The organism is Pseudomonas yamanorum, from assembly GCF_900105735.1.
GTDB lineage: Bacteria > Pseudomonadota > Gammaproteobacteria > Pseudomonadales > Pseudomonadaceae > Aquipseudomonas > Aquipseudomonas yamanorum.
Genome location: NZ_LT629793.1, coordinates 2,351,006 through 2,369,700 on the forward strand (window position 1 = coordinate 2,351,006; position 18,695 = coordinate 2,369,700).

Genomic DNA, 18,695 nt, shown 5'->3' on the forward strand with positions numbered 1-18,695 from the left:
GGTTATCTCCGATTCGGGTTGAAGGTTGCAGGGAGCGAGGCCCAGCAAGCGTCGTAAGAAGGTTGCAACTGTGAGCATTCCAGCGCGAATTGTGTAGGGCGCAGCACCTGGCTGGTCTCGAACATGAAGGCCATGGTGTTATCAATCTTGTGGGGCTCAAGCGTCGCGTTGACGGCCTTGGTACAGGTCTCGCCATCCGGGCCGTGGGCGCTCATGCAGCTGTGCAGCGACGCGCCGCCGGGCACGAAGCCTTCGGCCTTGGCATCGTAGGCGCCCTGGATCAGGCCCATGTATTCGTTCATCAGGTTGCGGTGGAACCACGGTGGCCGGAAGGTGTTTTCGGCGACCATCCAGCGGGGCGGGAAGATCACGAAGTCGAGGTTGGCCAGGCCGTGCACGCTGGTGGGCGAGGTCAATACGGTGAAGATCGACGGGTCCGGGTGATCGAAACTCACGGTGCCAATGGTGTTGAAGCGGCGCAGGTCGTATTTGTACGGCACGTTGTTGCCGTGCCACGCCACCACGTTCAGCGGCGAATGGTCTAGCTCGCAGCCCCAGAGTTCACCGAGGAATTTCTGCACCAGCGTGGTCGGTTGCTTGAGGTCTTCGTAATGGGCGACGGGGGTAAGGAAATCCCGTGGGTTGGCCAGGCCATTGCTACCGATCGGCCCGAGGTCCGGTAGGCGCAGTGGCGCGCCATGGTTTTCAGCGACGTAGCCGCGGGCTTGTGCATCCAGCAGTTCGACGCGGAATTTCAGACCGCGGGGCAGCACGACTATTTCCAGCGGCTCAACGTCCAGCACACCCAGTTCGGTGGCGATACGCAGGCGGCCCTGCTCGGGAACAATCAACAGTTCGCCGTCGGCGTTGAAGAACACGCGGTCCATGGAGCGATTGGCGCGGTAGTTGTAGATGCTGATGCCCGAAGGTTTTTCCGACCCGGAATTGGCGACCATGCCGACAAGCCCGTCGATGAAATCTGTCGGCTCAGCGGGAATATCCAGCGGGTTCCAGCGCAGGCGATTAGGCGTCACCGCTCCAAGCGGGCCACTGGCCAATTGCCGCTCCAGCTTGACGAACGCCGGGTGATTGGCCGACGGCTGGATGCGGTACAACCAGGTGCGCCGGGCTTCGCTGCGGGCCATGGTGAAGGCGGTGCCGGAGAAGAGTTCGGTGTACAGCCCGTAGGGCGCTTTCTGCGGGGCGTTCTGGCCAACCGGCAGTGCGCCGGGCAAGGCTTCGCTGGCAAATTCATTGCCGAAGCCTGATTGGTATTCGAGGGTCATGGATCGTCCTCTGAGCGGAAGTTGTTTTTATCGTAATCCAGTTACGCATAACGTAATTTGATACCTGTTGACCGTCAAGCTATAAAGACGCCCATTCGTCTTTCGGATTCATGCCCTCCATGGAAAAGCCGCCCGCCCGCCGCGACACCGGTAAACAGAAAGTCCGCTCGGCTGAAGTGGGCACCGACATCCTCAAGGCCCTGGCTGAACTGTCGCCGGCCACCTCGTTGTCGCGCCTGGCCGAACACGTGCAAATGCCGGCGAGCAAGGTCCACCGCTACTTGCAGGCGCTGATTGCCTCCGGTTTTGCTGAACAGAACACCGCCACCAACCATTACGGCCTGGGCCGCGAAGCCTTGCGCGTGGGGCTGGCCGCGCTGGGCAGCATGGACGTGCTGAAAGTCGCCGCCCTGCCCCTGGCGGAACTGCGAGACGAGTTGAATGAAACCTGCTTCCTGGCCGTTTGGGGCAACCAGGGCGCGACCGTGGTGCACATCGAGCCGGCAGTGCGCGCGGTAACGGTGGTGACGCAATTGGGCTCGGTGTTGCCGCTGCTCAGCTCATCCACCGGGCTGGTGTTCAGCGCGTTTCTGCCGTCGCGGGAAACCGTGGACTTGCGCGAGCGGGAAATTCAGGCGGGTATCGCCCATGCGTTGGCGGATGACCAGACCTACGCCACCACCTGCGAACAGATCCGCCAGCGAGGCCTGCACTTTGTGCACGGTTTGCTGATGCCGGGTGTGGACGCGTTGTCGGCGCCGGTGTTCAACGCGGTCGGGCAGGTGGCGGCGGTTTTGACCGTAGTGGGGCCGACGTCGCTGTTCCATGCCGATGAAGATGGCCCGGCGGCGAAGCGTTTGTTGGCGGCGACCCAGGCGGTGAGTTGGCGGATGGGTTATCAGCCCTGACGCTCAGTATCAGGCACACAACAAAGCAAAATGTGGGAGCGGGCTTGCTCGCGAATGCGGTCTGTCAGTTAAAGCATCAGTGACTGATACACCGCATTCGCGAGCAAGCCCGCTCCCACATTTGATCTTCATTGTTTGAGAAATAGCGCTTGGCGTCAGGCCATCAGTCCCAAGGTTTTGGCCTTGGCCACCGCCTGGGTACGCCGCTCCACCCCCAACTTGCTATGAATCCTCCGGGCATGGGTCTTCACCGTGTGCAGCGAGATAAACAACTGCCCGGCAATTTCCAGATTGGAATTGCCCTGGGCAATCAGTTGCAGCACCTCAAGCTCGCGCTGGCTCAGAGGGTTTTCCCCGGCCGTCGCCTGACACTCTTGCGGCTCCAGCCCCAGCGCACTCAACAACCCCGGTTGCCGGAGGCGCAACTCGCGAATCGCCTGTTGTACTTGGCAACGCCCCGCCAGCTCCAACCCGGCCTCCAGGGAGCGCACGGCCAACGGGCGATCGCCGATCTGCCAGGCCACTTCCCCCTGCACCAAGTGCAACTCCGCCTCCAGGCAGAGCATGCCGCGCTGACGGGCAGTCTCCAGTAACGCACTCAAGCGGGCGACAGGCTCTTCGGCGCGGCGCAATTTCACTTCGGCCAACACCTGCAAATATTCAAGGCGCGGGATAAGCTCCAGGGTGGCCGGCGGCGCCTGTTTGGCCTTCGGCCCCCGGTAGTGACGCAGCACGCGGGTCACCGCTTCCAGGGTCAGTTCGGCGCGGCCCTGTTGCAGCCAGAAATGCCCGCTGAGCAACAGCAGCACAGCGCGGTACACGGTGTCGGGCACCTGGCGTTGCTGCATCAGGCGCTCGGCGTCCCGCAACTGGATAAACGCCTCGGCGTAATCGCCTTTGTTGGCGGCCAATAAAGCCAGACCGAGGTAGCCATAGAGCACGCGTTTGTCCTGGCTGTGCAGGCACATGCCCAGGCCGGATTCGAAGCATTCGGCGGCCACGGCGTCGTGGCCCTGGCGCAGGGCCAAATGCCCCCGTCGTAACAAAATCCGCCCCACCAACGGCCCGGCCTTGAGTCGCTGTTGCACCAGCATGCGCTGCACGTTTTCCAGCAGGCTTTGGGCCCGATACGGCGCGCCGCGCTGTTCCAGCAACTGCGCATGATCCAGTTCCAACAGCGCCTCCAGCAGCAATGAGCCATGGGAGCGCGCCAGGCACAACGCCTCGCGGTTCAGCGCTTGGGCCACGTCCAGCTCACCACGCAGCAGGGCTTGCTGGGTCAGTCCCGACAGGCACATTAAGCGCGACGTCCAGGCGCTCTCGGGCAAGTCTTGCAGGGCTTCCAGAAAATGTTCCCGAGCCCGTGCGGCTTCGCCTCCCAGGTGTAACAACCAACCCCATTGCGCCTGCCAGCGAGCCAGCAGATAGCGCTGCGAATGCGCAGTCGGTTGCGGGGTGAAACGCGCCAGTTGATCGATGCATAACGCCGCCTGATCAAAGCGCCCGGCAAACAGCAATGCCGCCGTTACCAAGCCCACCAGTTGCGCCGAACCCAGCATCAATTCATCACCATGCTGCTCATGCAGCCGCAACAGCAGCACGGCGTTTTGCTGGCGGAACAGGTCTTCAAAACTGAAGTGCTGCAACAGGCTCACGGCCACTTCGTACTCTTCGGCCAGCAGCGCCTGCTCAAACGCGGCTTGCCAGTCCTCGGCGGCGGTAAACCATTGGCAGGCGCGACGGTGCCAGGAGCGCTTGGCCGGCCAGGGTTCGTCGCGCATGAGCTGCGCCAACGGCGGGAAGATTTGCAGCCAGTCGGTGGCGTCTTCCCAGGGTTCGATAAAGGCGCCCAACGTCTGCAAGTCACGCAGATAATCACCGAAGCCGAACAGATGATCACACAGGCTCGGGTTGAAACGTGGCAGGTGCGCAAGCACGCGCCAGGCTTCGGCCAACTCGGGGGCCAGGCCGCTGAACAGCTCGTGCTGCAGGTAGTCGAGCAAGGTTTTGTCAGGGTGCCCGTCGCTCTCAAGCAACGCGATGCGCACGCCGGCGCACCAGCCGGCGCTGAACTTAAGCACCTTGTCGACGCAGGGCCCGGCCAAGTGCTGGACCTCGGTGTGATCAAACGCCAGCTCGGCTGCGTTGCACTCCCACAGTTCATCGTCGAGTAACAGGCGTGGCCAATTGCAGGCCGGCCGCCGCCGTGCGCCAATCCACCAGGTTAAAACGGGACTGCTGGCCGCCAGAATGCGATCGAGCAACGCATCCAGTTCAGGTGCCGGTACTCGGCAGAAGTCATCGAGGAACAGCCAGGCCGGCGCTTGCCAGCGGTTGAGGGCCAGCAGCAGCGTGGGCTCATCGACAAACACCAGGCCGAGGCTTTGGGCCAGACGCTGACACAAATCCAGTGCCGCGCCGTTCAGCGGCAACCAGTACACCTGGCACTCCGCAGGCGCCTGCAGCGCGCACTCGGCGAGCAACGCACTCTTGCCACTGCCGGCCGGGGCGCAGAGCAGCTTCACCCGCGCCGAGGCGTTGAGCAAAGGCCCGGCCAAACGCGGGCGTAGCAGATGATGGGGAGACAAACGTGGCATGAATCCAGGACGATCCAGACAACGGGTCATGGCGGTCATTACTGCGTCCCTGTTTTTTCTTATTAGGCGGCGTGCCCCCTACCCTAGTCCTGTGGCTGGCGGTTGTTGAGGAGTATTCAGCAGGCTGATTGCCGGGCATAAAAAAAGCCGGGAGCCAAAAGGCAACCCGGCATGAGATTCAGCGTTGAAATGCGTTCCAGTGTGGGAGCTGGCTTGCCTGCGATAGCGGTGTTTCAGGTTAGGTATCTGTTACTGATACACCGCTATCGCAGGCAAGCCAGCTCCCACAGTTTGACCGTATTTCAATCAGGTTTTAGCGCACGCCTTCAGAGCGCAATGCCGCCGGCGTGTAGTCCGCCGCCTTGGCCGCAAAGCCGAACACAAAGCTGCTCTTCTCTTCGTTCTTCATGCCCAGGGCGATGTAGCGCCCGGCGATGATGTCGTACAGGGTTTCGACGGTGTAGGCCGGTACCTGGTGGTCGTAGTAGAACTGCGCGTGACCTTCAGCGACCCGCCACAGTTGGCCACGGCCGTCGTAGTGATCCACTAATGCCACTTGCCAGCTGTCTTCGTCGATGTACATGTGGCGCTTGGCGTAGATATGCCGCTCGCTCGGTTTTACGGTGCCGATCACTTCCCAGACCCGGTGCAGCTCGTAGCGGGTCAAATCCTGGTTGATGTGGCCGGCCTTGATGATGTCGTCGTACTTGAGGGTCGGCGAATCAAGCTTGTAGCTGTTGTAGGGGATGTACATCTCCTTCTTGCCCACCAGCTTCCAGTCGTAGCGGTCCGGGGCGCCGGAGAACATGTCGAAGTTATCCGAGGTGCGCAGGCCGTCGGCCGCAGTGCCCGGCCCGTCATAGGCAACCTGCGGCGCACGGCGTACCCGGCGCTGACCGGCGTTGTAGACCCAGGCCAGGCGCGGCTCCTTCACCTGGTCGAGGGTTTCATGCACCAGCAGCACGTTGCCGGCCAAGCGCGCCGGAGCGGTCACCGATTGCTTGAAGAAGGTCAGCACGTTGGCGCCCTTGACCGGGTCCATGTCCGGGATCAGTTGCGGCACGGCCACTTCTTCTTCGAAGCGGATCGGTGTGTAGCTGCCGTTGGTCTGCGGCGTGGCCTGGGTGATGATGCGGCGCAGGTTGCCGCCGTGGTAACGGGTGATGTGGTTCCACAGCACTTCCACGCCGTTCTTCGGAATCGGGAAGGCGTAGTAGCGGTTGCCGGTGAAGTTCTCCAGGCCGTTGCCGTCGTTGATCGCATGCACATTGAGCGCGCTGCGCTTGATCGAGTCGTAGATCTCCGGCGGCAGGTTGACCGTGCGGTGGGTCGGGTACACCGGGATCTTGTAGGTTTGCGGGTAGCGCTTGAACATCGCCACCTGGCCTTCGGACAGTTTGTCCTTGTACTTGTCGACGGTGGCGGCGGTAATCACGAACAGCGGTTTTTCACTGGCGAACGGGTCAGCGAGGAAGCCTTTGCTGTCCACCGCCCCGGCGTTTTTCGGGATGCCACCGGTCCATGCCGGGATCGAGCCGTCAGCGTTACCGGCCTTTTCGGCACCCACCGGGGTCAGGGTGGTGCCAAGTTTGGCCGCTTCTTCCGGCGACACCGCAGCCATTACGTTGGCCGCCAACAGGCTCAGTGCCAACACGCCGCATTGCAGAATCATCTTGCGCATAGTCTTTTGTCCTTCTTTAAGCCAAATCAGAAGTTCACGCCAAAGCTGAGGGCGATGAAGTCGCGGTCGGTGAGGGTGTTGTAGTCACCGCCAAAAAAGTCGGTGTAGCTCAGGCTCGCGGTGTAGGTGTTGCGGTAATCCGCATCCACGCCGACGCTGATGGCCTTGGCGCCTTCGTTGAACAGGCCGTTGGGGCCATAGCCGCTGACATCCTGGGACCACGACACGTTGGGTTTGAGATTGACCCCGGCAAACACGTTGTTGTAATCGAGGATGGCCCGGGCGCGATAACCCCAGGAGTTGGCCGTGACAAAACCGTCGGTGTCACCGCCGAAGCCGTATTGGCCGTAGACCGAGTCACGGCCGTAACGCAGCTTGGATTTCGCCTCCAGCCCGCCCACATGCACGAAGGCCGCTTCGCCCACCAGCGTCAGGCGTTCGGCGCCCAGCACCTGGTCGAAGAACTGGGTCATGGTGCTTTGGATCTGGGTGATTTCCTTGCGGCGGTAGCCAGCGTTGTCGGCACCGAAGGAACTGGCTATCGGTGACGCAGCGTTACCAGCAATCGGGTTGACCAATGCCAGCGTCAGGTCGGTGGTGTTGAGTTGTACGGGGGCATTCGGCCGGTAGCTGATTTCGCCGGTCCAGGCCGTGCCGGTGGGCAAGGTGGTCGAGAAGCTGGCGCCGAACAGGCGGATATTTTCCGGATAGTCGAGGTAATACTGACCGCGACCGAGCATCGTGCTTTGCGCCAGCCCAGACCCGGAACCCGGCGCAATCCCGTTGGCGGCATTGACGATACGGCCAATGGTCGCCAGGTTGGTGTTGGCAGTGATGGTACCGACGGTGGGCGTGCGACTGTGGTAGTTCATGAAGTACAGGCCGTACTCCGTGTCATCCCCCAGCCAGCGCAGCGCCATCCCGAACTGGCCGCCATCGCGCGCCTCGCGGTCTTTTGCACGCTGCACCACCACGCCTTCGTTCGTGACCTGGAAGCCCTGGCCAAACGCCGCCGCCACCGGTTGCAATGGTGCAATCGCCGGGCTGCCGACGGTGTAGTTGCCGTTGCAGCCATGGGCCACCACGTCGTTGCCGAAGAAGGTGCCGCAGTTATCCACCACGGTGTTTTCCCAGTTCAACTGGTAGAAACCTTCCACGCTCAGTTGGTTGGTGAGGCTTTGGGAAGCGAACACCATGTTGACCGGAATCAGGCCTTCCTTGATCTCGGCACCGGGCCGGCGGAACGCGGAAACGTCGATGGGGTTGATGCTGTTGATGGAGTTGCCGATGAACGTACTTTCACCCCAACTGACCACCTGCTTGCCGACGCGCACGTTGCCCGGCAAATCGCCGATGGAGTAGTTGTGATAGACGAAGGCATCCAGTAACTCGTAGCCGGAAGAGCGCGCACCCTCGTCGCGGTGGTTATTGCTGATCTGCTTGAATTCGCGGTCTTCGTCCTGCAGTTCGAAGTCGTACCAGTACTTGCCGCGCACGAACACGCCGCTGTCGCCGTACTTGAGCTCCAGGTCGTGGATGCCCTTGAAGATCTTGGAGAAGGTCTCGCCCTTTTTGAAGTTCAGGCGGCCGTCATCGCCGGTGGACGCCTGGCCGGTGCCGCCGTTGGGAATACCCACCAGCTTCTTGTCGGCGTCGCGCATGCCCCAGCTGGCACCGACCGACAGCGAGGAATCGAATTGCCCTTCGATCTCGCCGATGTTGAACGAAACAGCCTGCGCCTGGGCGCAGCAACCCAAAGCAACCGCAGCGGCCAGCGCCTGTGGCCTGAAGATGGCGCGCATTGTTGTTCTTGTCATGCGTCTTCCCCGGTGGTGTGACAGAAGGCCCCACCCTACTGCCCGCGATCAGGAGCGATAAGCGCACCAAGGAGGTATTCGTGTTGTCGCTCGAAAGGATGAAAGGGCGCTCTGGGCGGGGTATTGGCGAGGGTATGGACGAGATGGATGAAGGGTTATCAGAAGGATGGATGAGGCCTTATTGCCACTGTTGCCGGTTCGGTAACAGTCCTTGTCTCGAATCGCTATTTTTCATTCTGTAACAAAAGCCTATTCTTGCTTGGCTTTCAGGGCAAACCGCCCGCTTCCATAACCTGGAAGAACAGCATGCTTTTATGGATTGATCACTACTTTCAATCTGTTACCGGTGTTCACTGACGTTGATTTATTGCTCCTTGATCAAACGTCTTACTTCAGCCGCTGCCTTTGCAGCGGCTTTTTTTATGCCTGAAATAAACCGGGGCGCCATGGCGCCCCGGTCGATTAAAACTTTTTCATGCAACGATCACAGGCTGTATTTCTGCAGATTGGCCATCATCTCTTTCAAGGCTTCGATGTTGTCCTTGGGGTGAGCGGCCCCGTCGAAGTCGCAGATTTGCTGCCAGTGGGCGGCGACGTCATCCGGCGAGAACCCTGCCTCAGGGTCGAAGCCAACACCCAGGCTGCGCTCCCAGCGGGTCTTGCCGATCCAGCCACCGCCCACCTCGAACAGCCCGGATGTTTCCTGGCATGCCTCGCTGCCCAGGTACACCACCAGCGGGCTGATCAATTCCGGCTTGAGGCGTTCGAAGACTTGCGGCGGGATCAGGCCTTCGGTCATGCGTGTGCCACCGGTGGGCGCGATGGCGTTGACCAGGATGTTGTTCTTGCGGCCTTCCAGCGCCAAGGTTCGGGTCAAGCCGTACAAGCCGAGCTTGGCCATGCCGTAGTTGGACTGGCCGAAGTTGCCGTAGATGCCTGAGGTCGAGGCGGTGAAGATTACCCGGCCATAGGCTTGTTCGCGCAGGTGGGGCCACGCGGCGCGGGTGACTTTGTAGGCGCCTTCGACGTGTACGCGGTAGACCAGGTCCCAGTCGCTGTCTTCCATTTTGTGGAAGGTTTTGTCCCGCAGGATGCCGGCGTTGTTGACGACGACGTCGATGCGGCCGAAGGCGTCGAGGGCGTTCTGGACGATTTTGTCGCCGTCGGTGACGGAGTCGTGGTTGGCTTCGGCGATACCGCCGGCCTCGCGGATTTCGGCTACGACGCGGTCGGCCGCCGAGGCGTTGGCGCCTTCGCCCTGGGTTGAGCCGCCAAGGTCGTTGACCAGCACTTTGGCGCCGTGTTTGGCGAACAGCAGTGCATGGGCGCGACCCAGTCCGCCGCCGGCACCGGTGACGATCACGACCTTGTCTTGGAACTGCACAGGCTCACTCATTGGGGACTCCAGGGGGGGTTAGGGGTGGATGGGTTGAGTGTCAGGCACGGGGCTTGTGGTCACAATAAATACGGTTGGGGGTGAATGGTGCGCGATAAGGCTGGGGGATGATTGGTGTGGGGTAGATGGGGTACATATCCGTTGCTGCGGTAACGGCCGCTTAGGGTTCCGCTCTTACAGCGGCTCACTTTTGAAAAGCGCAAAAGTAAGCAAAACGCTCTTGCCCCACCACTCGGCACCTCGCCTAGGCTCGGTGTGCTCACTCCGGCTTTGGACCGTGGGCCGCCGCGATGGGCCATCCTTGGCCCAGCGCGGCTAACCCGGCGTCCTGCCGGGTTACCCACGCTCCAAAGCCTGCGTTCGGCCAGCGTGGTTTAACGGGGCGCCTAAGATCAAGATCAAAAGCAGATCAAGAGCACAGCGGCCTACCGGCCGGCTTGAGTGTTAAAAGCAAAATCAAAATCTAAAGCGGGCACGGTCAAATGTGGGAGCTGGCTTGCCTGCGATGGCATCAACTGGGTGTACCTGATGCACCGAGGTGTCTGCATCGCAGGCAAGCCAGCTCCCACAGAAAAGCAGCTTTGCTTTCGCTTTGGTCTTTGCTTTTGCTTTTGCTTTTAACACTCAAGCCGGCCTGTAGGCCGCTGTGCTTTTGATTTTGATCTGACTGCCCCAATAAGCCCGAGGCCGAACGCAGGTATTGCGGAGCGGGTAAACCGGCAGGACGCCGGTTTAGCCGCGCCGGGCCATGGATGGCCCGTCGCGGCGGCCCGCGGAGCAATGCCGGAGTGAGGGAACGCCGAGCCTAAGCGAGGCGCCGACAGGCGGGGCAGAGCCCTTTGCTTACTTTGGGGCTTTTCCAAAGTGAGCCGCTGTAAGAGCGGAACCGTAAGCGGCCGTTACCTAAATAACGGATATGTACTCAACCCCAATCAAGAATAAGCCACCCGAGAAGCCCCCACCCCAAGCCCCTCCCGAAACGCCAGATAATGCTTCAACACCTGCACCGGCGCCTCAATCTGCGGATAGTGCCCAATATTCGCGAGCAACACCGTATCCGCATGCGGCACCAGTTCACGATAGCGCTGAACCATATGCCCACCAGAAATGGGATCAACTTCGCCATCGATCACCCGCAACGGCACCTCCCCCCGCTGCATCGCCGCCACCCAGCGGTCCCGCTGCCGCCGACGCTGAGGAATATACGCAATCAACTTGTGCAAAATCCGCGGCCCATCCTGGCTCTCGATCAAGCTCCAAAAATCATCCAGCGCACTTTCACTGGGCCGGGTCGAAGGCCCAAAAATCTGCCCGAAACTGTTGGCCAGTGCATTACGCCCAAACGCCCGTCCGATCATCCACCCCAGCGGGCTCAGCAACAGCTTCTGAACCAACGCCGGACGATGCGTCTCCGGAAACAACCCACCGTTGAGAAACACTCCGCTGGCCATCTGAAAGCGCCCTTCGTAATGCCGCGCCAACAGCTCCTGCGCAACACTGTCACCGTAATCATGGGCCAGCACATGCACCGGCTGCTGTACCCAAAGATGCTCCAGCAAAGCCTGCTGTAAATCCGCCTGTTCCAGCAGGCAATAGGTGTGATCCAGCGGCTTGGCCGAATCGCCAAACCCCAACATGTCGCAGGCAATCACTTGATAGCGCTGGGCCAACGGCTGCCAGAGGTAATGCCAGTCCCAACTGGCGGTGGGAAAACCATGGATCAGCAGCAACGGCTCGCCCTGCCCCGCCACCCAGTACCGAATGGTGCGGCCGCGAAACTCAAAGCTCTGGGCGCGCTGGCGCCAGATGCGCAGCGGGATCTCGGCGAGTGGCATCAGCTTTTATACCCGGGGTCGAGTGCGTCCAGTTTGCGCAGCAACGCCGGCCAGGCCAGCGCGCCACCCATACCCTGAGCGCTTTTGGTGACCCCGGCGATCATCGCCCGGGCACCGGCCAATATCTGTGGTGCAATCGTGATCAATTCTGCGCCACCGTTCTGCGCCATTACCTGGATATCGCAGGTGCGCTGGAAGATGAACATCATCAGGAAAGTGTCGGCGATGCTGGCGCCACAGGTCAGCAGGCCGTGGTTGTGCAGCATCAGGAAATTGTTTTCGCCAAGGTCAGCCTGCAAGCGGGCCTTTTCCTCGTGGTTCAGCGCCACCCCTTCGTAGACGTGGTAGGCCAGGCTGGACAGCACAAACAAGGATTGCTGGCTGATGGGCAACACGCCTTGCTTCTGTGCGGAGACAGCGATACCGGAAGCGGTGTGGGTGTGCAGCACGCAGACCACGTCGTGGCGAACTTCGTGTACCGCGCTGTGGATGGTGTAGCCCGCCGGGTTGACCTCGTACGGGCTGTCCATCAGCTTGTTGCCGGCCTGGTCGACCTTCACCAGGCTCGACGCGGTGATCTCGTGGAACATCAGCCCATAAGGGTTGATCAGGAAGTCTTCGGTGCCCGGCACCTTGGCCGAGATATGGGTGAAAATCAGGTCATCCCAACCGTGCATCGCCACCAGTCGGTAGCACGCGGCGAGGTCGACGCGGGTCTGCCATTCGGCAGCGCTGACCTGATCTTTTACGCTGTGTGTCGATTGAACAGTGGCTAGGCTCACGGCAATGACCTCCTTGGCGCGTTTTCTTATTATTTTTTTGAGTGAAGGGCCAGTCTAGTCAGACGCCGAGGCTGCCGTAGTTGCATTGGCAGCCACCTTGATGACCGAGCGGGTCAGTCCTGAGAATAGTTCGAATTTGCTCAATGCGTGTCAGAGAAGCGACGCCAATAAAGGCGCGGCAAACAGGTTGAGCAACCCGGTCAGCACCATCACCAGGCCCGCCACCGAGCCCTCCTCGCCACCCACCTCATGGGCGCGGCTGACACCCGCGCCATGAGCGCCCACGCCGAACAACGCGCCGCGAGCCAATGGCGTGCGCAACGGCAGCCACTTGAGCAGTACACCGCCGAGCATGGCGCCGAACACTCCGGTGAACATCACGAATACGGCCGTCAGCTCCGGCACGCCACCCAGGTCGGAAGACACCGGCATGGCGAACGGCGTGGTGATCGAACGGGGCACCAAGGACATCGTCACCGAGCTGTCGAGAGCGAGGGCCTTGGCCAGGCCATACGAAGTGGCGATGGACGCTGCGCTGCCCGCCACCATCCCCAGCAACAACGCTGACCAATGGCGCATCAGCAGCTGACGCTGTTGCCAGATCGGAATGGCGAACGCCACAGTCACCGGGCCCAGCACCAGCATCAGCCAGTGGGTGTCGGTGGAGTATTCGGCGTAGGCGGTTTTCATCGGAACCGCCACCGCCAGTAACAGCGCAGGCACCAGGATCAGCGGCGACAACAGGTAACGCCCGGTGCGCCGGTAGATCCAGCGGCTGAATCCGTAGGCACCCAGGGTCAGCGCCAGCCAGAAAATAGGCATCAGCTCAAGCTTCATGGCGCAGCTTCCAGCGGCAGACGAATTCCACGGTAAACGCCGTCACCAGCATTACCGACAAAGTGCTGAAACCGATCACCAGCATGATCCTCCAGCCGTCGTGCTTTACCAGGCCGCCGTAGTCCAAGAGGCTCATCAACGCAGGAATGAAGAACAGCAGCATCTCCGCCATCAACACACCGGCGCCCAATTGCAGGGCCGCCGGCTTGACCAGGCCAGTGGCGAAGGTCAGCAGCAACAGGCCCAGGCCGATCACACCACCGGGAATAGGCCAGCTCAGCCAGGCCGCCAGTTGGCAGCCCAGAAAGTAAGTGGCCAGCAGGACGATCAGTTCAGCCAGCAACCGACCGACGAATTTGAAGGTGAAACGTTTCATGAGCTTTGGGTCCTCCCAGGGCGCCCATTTTAAAGAGGCCCCTGGCATCCCCACAGCGAATTGTTAGACTGCAATCTATTCCAAACTGGAATCATGTGAATGGAATTCAAACAGCTGCGCAGTTTTGTTGAAGTGATCCACCGGGGCGGTTTTACCCAAGCCGGCAAAACCCTGCACATCAGCCAGTCCGCGGTCAGCAAGCAGGTGGCACAACTGGAGCAAAGCCTGGGCACGCCCCTGCTGGATCGCCTGGGTTCGCAGATTCGCCTGACGGCGGCCGGCCAAGTGGTGTTGCAGCGGGCAGAAGCGATGCTGCGCCAGCAAGCCGAGCTGCTCAGTGAGCTGGACGACTTGAATCAACTGACCCGTGGCGAACTGCGCATGGGCTTGCCGCAGTTGGGCGGTGACACGCTGTTTGCCGGCTTGTTTGCCGAGTACCGACGGCGTTATCCGAATGTCACCATTCAGTTGCTGGAAGGCGGCAGCCGCAATATCGAGCAGGCGATTCTGAGTGGAGAACTGGAGGTGGGCGGCAGCCTGATGCCCAGCGATCCGGCGTTCGCCTGGCAGGCATTCTGCGATGAGCCACTGGACGCCCTGCTGCCCATGGACCATCCGTTGGCCGACAACGCGCACATCCGCCTGGAAGAACTGGCCGACACGCCGTTCCTGATGTACCAGCGCAGCTTTGTATTGAACGACCGCCTGCTACAGGCCTGTCAGCAACTGGGCTTTACCCCGAAAGAAAGTGGCCGCAGCGGCCAGGCGGATTTCCTCGCGGCCCTGGTGGCCGCCGGCCAGGGCGTGGTGTTGCTGCCCAGCGTAGTAGCCCGGGGCCTGGTGCGGCCCGGGGTGGTGCGCCTGACGCTCAAGGCGCCGGAATACCTGCGCTGGGACATTGCCTTTATCTGGCGTGAGGGCGCCTATCTGTCGAAAGCCGCCCAGGCCTGGCTGGCGTTGTTACGCGAGTTTCCGGTCAACCGCGCAGTGCAGTAACCAACTCGGCCAGCCATGGCTCGGCGTCAGCTTCCGGGGTCACGCTTTCGCTGGCGTCCAGGCGCAGCATCGGCAGCACTTCGTGCACGCCCAACTCGGCAAACAGCTCGCGCATTTGCTCGCCGCCGCCACAGAAGGTGTCGCCATAGCTGGCGTCGCCCAGGCCGATCACTGCGCCCGGCAGACCGCGCCAGGCGGCCGGCAGTTGGTCGCGAATGGTCGAATACAGCGGTTGCAGGTTATCGGGCAGTTCGCCCATGCCGGTGGTGGAGGTCACGGCTAAAAAGGCCTCGGGGGCAAAACCCTGCACATCGGCCAGGGTGGCGCGCGGGTTGTGCCAGGCGTCAAAACCCGCAGCGTTGAGGATGCTTGCAGCGTGACGGGCGACTTCTTCAGCCGTGCCGTACACCGAGCCGGAAAGGATGGCGACTTTCATCAATCTGATCCTGTAGCTGACTAAAAGCCTGGGATATTAACAGCTAGGGTAAGTGGACAGGCTGCTGGCATGTCTTAAACTGCAAATTCCCAAGACAAGCCATGGACCGCTAAATGATTAACGCCAAGCTGATGCAACTGGTGATCAACGCTTCCAACGACGGCATCGTGGTCGCCGAGCGTGAAGGCAAGGACAAGCCGCTGATTTACGTAAACCCGGCGTTCGAGCGCATAACCGGCTACACCCTCGACGAAATCCTCTATCAGGATTGCCGCTTCCTGCAATCGGGTGACCGCGACCAGCCAGGCCTGATGGCGATTCGCGAAGCGTTGGAGAGTGGCGGCTCCTGTCGGGAAATCCTGCGCAATTACCGCAAGGACGGCACGCATTTCTGGAATGAGCTGTCGTTATCGACGGTTTACAACGCGGCCGACAAGCAGACCTACTTTGTCGGTGTGCAGAAGGATGTGACCGTTCAGGTCAAGGCCCAGCAGCGTGTCGCGCAACTTGAAGCCCAATTGGCGGACCTCAAGGCGGAGCTTGCGGCACTCCAGTCGACGAGCGGATCTAACAAAAACTAGAAAACGCGGTCTTTAAAGAGATAATGGCGTTTTAATACCTTTTTCTTGAGCAAGATCAATGCAACGCGACGCGCTTTTGACGCAGGACGAGCTGGATTTTATTCAGACCATGCACCATAACCCGCAACTCAACGTGCGGGACGCGTCGTCGAGCCTGACGGTCAATGGCGGTGCGCAGATTCGTGATTTGCTCACCCGACTGGCCGCCCATGACCATGTCACCCTCCAGGCGCAATTCGACAACCAGCAAATGACCTTTCCGCTGCAATTGGTGGAAGACGAGTTTCATGCCGTGCATTTGCGGCTGGGTGTACCGAGTATTTTCGAAGACGGGCCGATGATTCGCCCGTGGCGTCTGGCGCTTGAAGAGCCGGTGCCGCTGGAAAATATCAAGGGCCAGCCGGGTGCACTCTGGGTGCATGAGGTGTCGTTCAAGGGGTTGCTGGTGGAAATTCGCGGGAGGATCAAGGCGCCAAAAACCTTTTCCCTGTGGTTCAGTCCGTCCGGGTACGAGCGTATCTCGGTGCGGGGCACCCTCGAGCGGGAAACGTCCCGAGGGTTGTTCGCCTATCGCCTAAACCAGAGTGATGTGGATGAAACCGAGCGCCTGCGCCAGTTTATCCTGCAGCAGCACCGCCTGTTCCATCCCGAAGTCCACGCCTGACGTCAGGTATCCAGGGTGCCGCGCAGAAACTGCTGCAAGCGGCGCTGCATCAATCGCCCTTCATTCCCCAGGCAGCCGACGGGCGACCCCTTCAGTTCCTCCTGGGCCAATTCCGCCGCATCGCCGGCTAGCAAAAGCGGGCAGTCGATGGTCAAGGCCAGCCGCTCAAGGCGCCGGGACAACTCACTGGTGGGCGAGTGATTGGAGAACACCACAAGAGCTTGTGGCTTGGTTTTTTCGCAGATAAGCGTCAATTCATCTATCGGTTGGCCCACGCTCAAGACCTTGACCGCCAACTCGTCACTGCTCAGCAGCAAACCTGCGACCAACAGTTCAAGCTCTCGGCATTCTCCGGCGATCGCGGCCAGTAGTACCCGGGGCGCCGGGGAGGCGCAGCCTATTTGCAGGCGTTTCCAGGTACGGCTGCGCAAGAATCCATCAAAAAACAGCCATTCGCTGGTCTGGCCAAAGAGTCCCTGGTGACGCAGTAACTGCTGCCAGAGGGGCATCAGGATGTCCTGGAAAACCACTGCGACCGGGTAAGCCGCGAAAATCTGGCCATACAACCGGTCCAGTTGCCGGTCGTCGAAGGCACCGACGGCCGTTCGCAATTGCTGCTGCCACTGGCTCCATTCATGCTCGGCGCCTGTTGGCGTAACCGCCGCAACAGCGGCTTGCTGATCATCGCGGGCGAGGATTTTCCCGACTTTGCTCACCGCCACGCCACGCTCGATCCAATCGAGAATGCGATGAACGGTCTCTATATCGGTGCGTGAATACAGGCGATGCCCGCTTTCGGTGCGAACCGGCTGTATCAGCCCATAACGACGCTCCCAGGCACGCAGGGTGACAGGGTTGATGCCTGTCAATCTTGCCACTTCACGAATCGGGAACAGCTCATCGGAATCGGCGGATTTGCCAACGGCGATATCGGGGCATGGAGCAGTCATTACAGACATCAGGGCACTAATATACTGTGAGGAACTTGGATCCCATTTAACGCCGATACGACTGTCCGTTTCAAGGTCTTCAGCCAGCCGACCAATGCCGCTGGTGTATTTCTTCAAAACAGGAATAATCCTTGCCTGTTTTTTCAACGTAGCTGCTTACCCGCAGCTTCGTTCGTGCGCCACCTACCCGGTTCAGCGCACCCGATCCTTATGGAGATACACGATGTCTACCTCCCCCGTTACCCTGATGGTTGCGCGCCGCGTGGCCAAGGGTCGTTACGAAGAGTTGATGGCCTGGCTGCGCGAAGGCGAGCAATTGGCCACGGACTTTCCCGGTTACCTGGGCTCCGGCGTGCTAGCCCCGCCGCCCAACGATGATGAATTCCAGATTATTTTCCGCTTCGCCGATGAAAAGACCCTGCATGCGTGGGAGTTTTCCGCATCCCGTGGTGCATGGCTCGGGCGCGGCAGTGAGCTGTTTGCTGCGCCGTCGGAGCATCGCGTACGCGGTATCGACGGCTGGTTTGGCGCCGCCGCCGCACGTCCGCCGCGCTGGAAGCAGGCTGTGGCCATCTGGCTGGCGTTTTTCCCGGTGTCGCTGCTCTTCAACTTCGGTCTTGAGCCGCTGCTCAGCGAGTTGGGGTTGTTGAGCCGTGTGTTGGTCAGCACCCTCGCGCTCACGCCATTGATGGTTTACTTCTTCATCCCGTTATCGACCCATCTCCTGGCCGGCTGGCTGCATCCAGCCCCGGTTCGGGTAAAGGCCACCGAAGCCACCGTTTGAGTACAAGGGAGGCTGCGCGCTGGTATAGTTTTAGCCTGCCAGCGACGCGAGCTTCCCATGTCTTCAACTCCCGCCCCGATCCTGATCACCGGTGCCGGCCAGCGTGTCGGCCTGCATTGCGCCCTGCGCCTGCTGGACGAAGGGCAGCCGGTGATTTTCAGTTACCGCAGCGAACGTCCCGGCGTGCAGACCCTGCGCGAGCGCGGTGCGATTGGCGTGTTTGCCGACTTTTCCTGCGAGGCGGGCATTCTCGCCTTCATCGACGAGCTGAAGACGCACACCCAGAGCCTGCGGGCGATCATCCACAATGCTTCGGCCTGGGAGGCAGAAACGCTCGGCGACGAGACCCGCGCGTTTGCCGACATGTTCAGTGTGCACATGCTTGCGCCGTACCTGATCAACCTGCATTGTGCTTACCTGCTGCAACGCTCCACGCCTGCGGATATCGTGCACATCAGCGATGACGTGACCCGCAAGGGCAGCCGCCAGCACATTGCCTACTGCGCCACCAAGGCCGGGCTCGACAGCCTGACCTTATCGTTTGCCGCACAACTTGCACCAACGATCAAAGTGAACGGCATTGCCCCGGCAATGGTGATGTTCAACGAGGGCGACGACGCGGCCTACCGCGCCAAGGTCCTGGCCAAGGCGGCACTGGGCATCGAACCCGGCCCCGAGGTGATTTACCAGAGCGTGCGTTACCTGCTGGATAACCCGTATGTCACCGGCACCACCCTGACCGTCAACGGCGGGCGGCATATCAAGTAAG

At 60.8% G+C, this 18,695-nt stretch carries 17 protein-coding genes; 6 read left to right on the forward strand and 11 right to left on the reverse strand.

Annotated features, from left to right (window positions below):
• Window positions 1–2: 2 nt before the first annotated feature.
• Entirely contained in the window at window positions 3–1,286 is a 1,284-nt protein-coding gene (gene hmgA, locus BLU46_RS11300) for a homogentisate 1,2-dioxygenase (protein ID WP_093201651.1), read from the reverse strand.
• A gap of 119 nt (window positions 1,287–1,405) precedes the next feature.
• On the opposite strand from hmgA, the gene BLU46_RS11305 reads away from it, so the two are divergent.
• Window positions 1,406–2,194: an IclR family transcriptional regulator gene (locus BLU46_RS11305; protein ID WP_093201655.1), complete on the forward strand. Its 789-nt coding sequence runs from the start codon at window positions 1,406–1,408 to the stop codon at window positions 2,192–2,194.
• A 155-nt stretch (window positions 2,195–2,349) separates the two neighbouring features.
• Here BLU46_RS11305 and BLU46_RS11310 read toward each other — a convergent pair whose 3' ends face one another.
• The 8 genes from BLU46_RS11310 to BLU46_RS11350 all read right to left on the reverse strand — a co-directional run bounded on the left by BLU46_RS11310 (window position 2,350) and on the right by BLU46_RS11350 (window position 13,515).
• Window positions 2,350–4,830, reverse strand: a complete 2,481-nt coding sequence (locus BLU46_RS11310) for a LuxR C-terminal-related transcriptional regulator (protein WP_093201659.1) — start codon at window positions 4,828–4,830, stop codon at window positions 2,350–2,352.
• A 274-nt stretch (window positions 4,831–5,104) separates the two neighbouring features.
• Window positions 5,105–6,472 (reverse strand): DUF1329 domain-containing protein, encoded by a 1,368-nt coding sequence (locus BLU46_RS11315; protein ID WP_063033086.1) that lies wholly within the window; start codon window positions 6,470–6,472, stop codon window positions 5,105–5,107.
• A 26-nt stretch (window positions 6,473–6,498) separates the two neighbouring features.
• Complete coding sequence (locus tag BLU46_RS11320; RefSeq protein ID WP_063033087.1) at window positions 6,499–8,289, reverse strand: DUF1302 domain-containing protein; 1,791 nt, start codon at window positions 8,287–8,289, stop codon at window positions 6,499–6,501.
• 484 nt (window positions 8,290–8,773) lie between these two features.
• A complete protein-coding gene (locus tag BLU46_RS11325; RefSeq protein ID WP_076017726.1) occupies window positions 8,774–9,685 on the reverse strand; it encodes an SDR family oxidoreductase in 912 nt (303 codons plus the stop codon).
• 932 nt (window positions 9,686–10,617) lie between these two features.
• Window positions 10,618–11,520 (reverse strand): alpha/beta fold hydrolase, encoded by a 903-nt coding sequence (locus tag BLU46_RS11335; protein ID WP_017476031.1) that lies wholly within the window; start codon window positions 11,518–11,520, stop codon window positions 10,618–10,620.
• The gene (locus tag BLU46_RS11340; RefSeq protein WP_093201664.1) at window positions 11,520–12,302 is read right to left on the reverse strand and encodes a class II aldolase/adducin family protein; all 783 of its coding nucleotides are present in this window, start codon (window positions 12,300–12,302) and stop codon (window positions 11,520–11,522) included. The genes BLU46_RS11335 and BLU46_RS11340 overlap by 1 nt, the downstream gene beginning before the upstream one ends.
• Before the next feature lie 150 nt (window positions 12,303–12,452).
• A complete protein-coding gene (locus BLU46_RS11345) occupies window positions 12,453–13,139 on the reverse strand; it encodes an LrgB family protein (RefSeq protein ID WP_093201669.1) in 687 nt (228 codons plus the stop codon).
• Window positions 13,129–13,515: a CidA/LrgA family protein gene (locus BLU46_RS11350; RefSeq protein ID WP_063033090.1), complete on the reverse strand. Its 387-nt coding sequence runs from the start codon at window positions 13,513–13,515 to the stop codon at window positions 13,129–13,131. Before BLU46_RS11350 ends, BLU46_RS11345 begins: the two co-directional genes overlap by 11 nt.
• A gap of 99 nt (window positions 13,516–13,614) precedes the next feature.
• Here BLU46_RS11350 and BLU46_RS11355 point away from each other — a divergent pair, with 99 nt between their 5' ends.
• Window positions 13,615–14,511: a LysR substrate-binding domain-containing protein gene (locus BLU46_RS11355; protein WP_063033091.1), complete on the forward strand. Its 897-nt coding sequence runs from the start codon at window positions 13,615–13,617 to the stop codon at window positions 14,509–14,511.
• Here the strand turns inward: BLU46_RS11355 and BLU46_RS11360 are convergent.
• Complete coding sequence (locus BLU46_RS11360) at window positions 14,492–14,947, reverse strand: flavodoxin (RefSeq protein WP_003208486.1); 456 nt, start codon at window positions 14,945–14,947, stop codon at window positions 14,492–14,494. The two genes, BLU46_RS11355 and BLU46_RS11360, sit on opposite strands and share 20 nt — an antisense overlap.
• Before the next feature lie 113 nt (window positions 14,948–15,060).
• Between BLU46_RS11360 and BLU46_RS11365 the strand changes: the two genes are divergently transcribed.
• Both BLU46_RS11365 and BLU46_RS11370 read left to right on the forward strand, forming a co-directional pair.
• On the forward strand, window positions 15,061–15,528 hold the full coding sequence (locus BLU46_RS11365; protein ID WP_093201672.1) for a PAS domain-containing protein: 468 nt from the start codon (window positions 15,061–15,063) through the stop codon (window positions 15,526–15,528).
• Window positions 15,529–15,586: 58 nt separating this feature from the next.
• Entirely contained in the window at window positions 15,587–16,192 is a 606-nt protein-coding gene (locus tag BLU46_RS11370; protein WP_017476024.1) for a hypothetical protein, read from the forward strand.
• A gap of 2 nt (window positions 16,193–16,194) precedes the next feature.
• Here the strand turns inward: BLU46_RS11370 and BLU46_RS11375 are convergent, their stop codons facing one another.
• The gene (locus BLU46_RS11375) at window positions 16,195–17,151 is read right to left on the reverse strand and encodes a MerR family transcriptional regulator (RefSeq protein WP_063034059.1); all 957 of its coding nucleotides are present in this window, start codon (window positions 17,149–17,151) and stop codon (window positions 16,195–16,197) included.
• A gap of 214 nt (window positions 17,152–17,365) precedes the next feature.
• Between BLU46_RS11375 and BLU46_RS11380 the strand changes: the two genes are divergently transcribed.
• Complete coding sequence (locus BLU46_RS11380) at window positions 17,366–17,926, forward strand: antibiotic biosynthesis monooxygenase (protein WP_017476022.1); 561 nt, start codon at window positions 17,366–17,368, stop codon at window positions 17,924–17,926.
• 57 nt (window positions 17,927–17,983) lie between these two features.
• Complete coding sequence (gene folM, locus BLU46_RS11385) at window positions 17,984–18,694, forward strand: dihydromonapterin reductase (RefSeq protein ID WP_093201682.1); 711 nt, start codon at window positions 17,984–17,986, stop codon at window positions 18,692–18,694.
• Window position 18,695: the final 1 nt, after the last annotated feature.

Bases quoted from the DNA above. Each gene is read 5' to 3' on its own strand.
- hmgA (WP_093201651.1), bottom strand. From the start codon at position 1,286: ATGACCCTCGAATACCAATCAGGCTTCGGCAATGAATTTGCCAGCGAA.
- BLU46_RS11305 (WP_093201655.1), top strand. From the start codon at position 1,406: ATGGAAAAGCCGCCCGCCCGCCGCGACACCGGTAAACAGAAAGTCCGC.
- BLU46_RS11310 (WP_093201659.1), bottom strand. From the start codon at position 4,830: ATGACCGCCATGACCCGTTGTCTGGATCGTCCTGGATTCATGCCACGT.
- BLU46_RS11315 (WP_063033086.1), bottom strand. From the start codon at position 6,472: ATGCGCAAGATGATTCTGCAATGCGGCGTGTTGGCACTGAGCCTGTTG.
- BLU46_RS11320 (WP_063033087.1), bottom strand. From the start codon at position 8,289: ATGACAAGAACAACAATGCGCGCCATCTTCAGGCCACAGGCGCTGGCC.
- BLU46_RS11325 (WP_076017726.1), bottom strand. From the start codon at position 9,685: ATGAGTGAGCCTGTGCAGTTCCAAGACAAGGTCGTGATCGTCACCGGT.
- BLU46_RS11335 (WP_017476031.1), bottom strand. From the start codon at position 11,520: ATGCCACTCGCCGAGATCCCGCTGCGCATCTGGCGCCAGCGCGCCCAG.
- BLU46_RS11345 (WP_093201669.1), bottom strand. From the start codon at position 13,139: ATGAAGCTTGAGCTGATGCCTATTTTCTGGCTGGCGCTGACCCTGGGT.
- BLU46_RS11350 (WP_063033090.1), bottom strand. From the start codon at position 13,515: ATGAAACGTTTCACCTTCAAATTCGTCGGTCGGTTGCTGGCTGAACTG.
- BLU46_RS11355 (WP_063033091.1), top strand. From the start codon at position 13,615: ATGGAATTCAAACAGCTGCGCAGTTTTGTTGAAGTGATCCACCGGGGC.
- BLU46_RS11360 (WP_003208486.1), bottom strand. From the start codon at position 14,947: ATGAAAGTCGCCATCCTTTCCGGCTCGGTGTACGGCACGGCTGAAGAA.
- BLU46_RS11365 (WP_093201672.1), top strand. From the start codon at position 15,061: ATGATTAACGCCAAGCTGATGCAACTGGTGATCAACGCTTCCAACGAC.
- BLU46_RS11370 (WP_017476024.1), top strand. From the start codon at position 15,587: ATGCAACGCGACGCGCTTTTGACGCAGGACGAGCTGGATTTTATTCAG.
- BLU46_RS11375 (WP_063034059.1), bottom strand. From the start codon at position 17,151: ATGTCTGTAATGACTGCTCCATGCCCCGATATCGCCGTTGGCAAATCC.
- BLU46_RS11380 (WP_017476022.1), top strand. From the start codon at position 17,366: ATGTCTACCTCCCCCGTTACCCTGATGGTTGCGCGCCGCGTGGCCAAG.
- folM (WP_093201682.1), top strand. From the start codon at position 17,984: ATGTCTTCAACTCCCGCCCCGATCCTGATCACCGGTGCCGGCCAGCGT.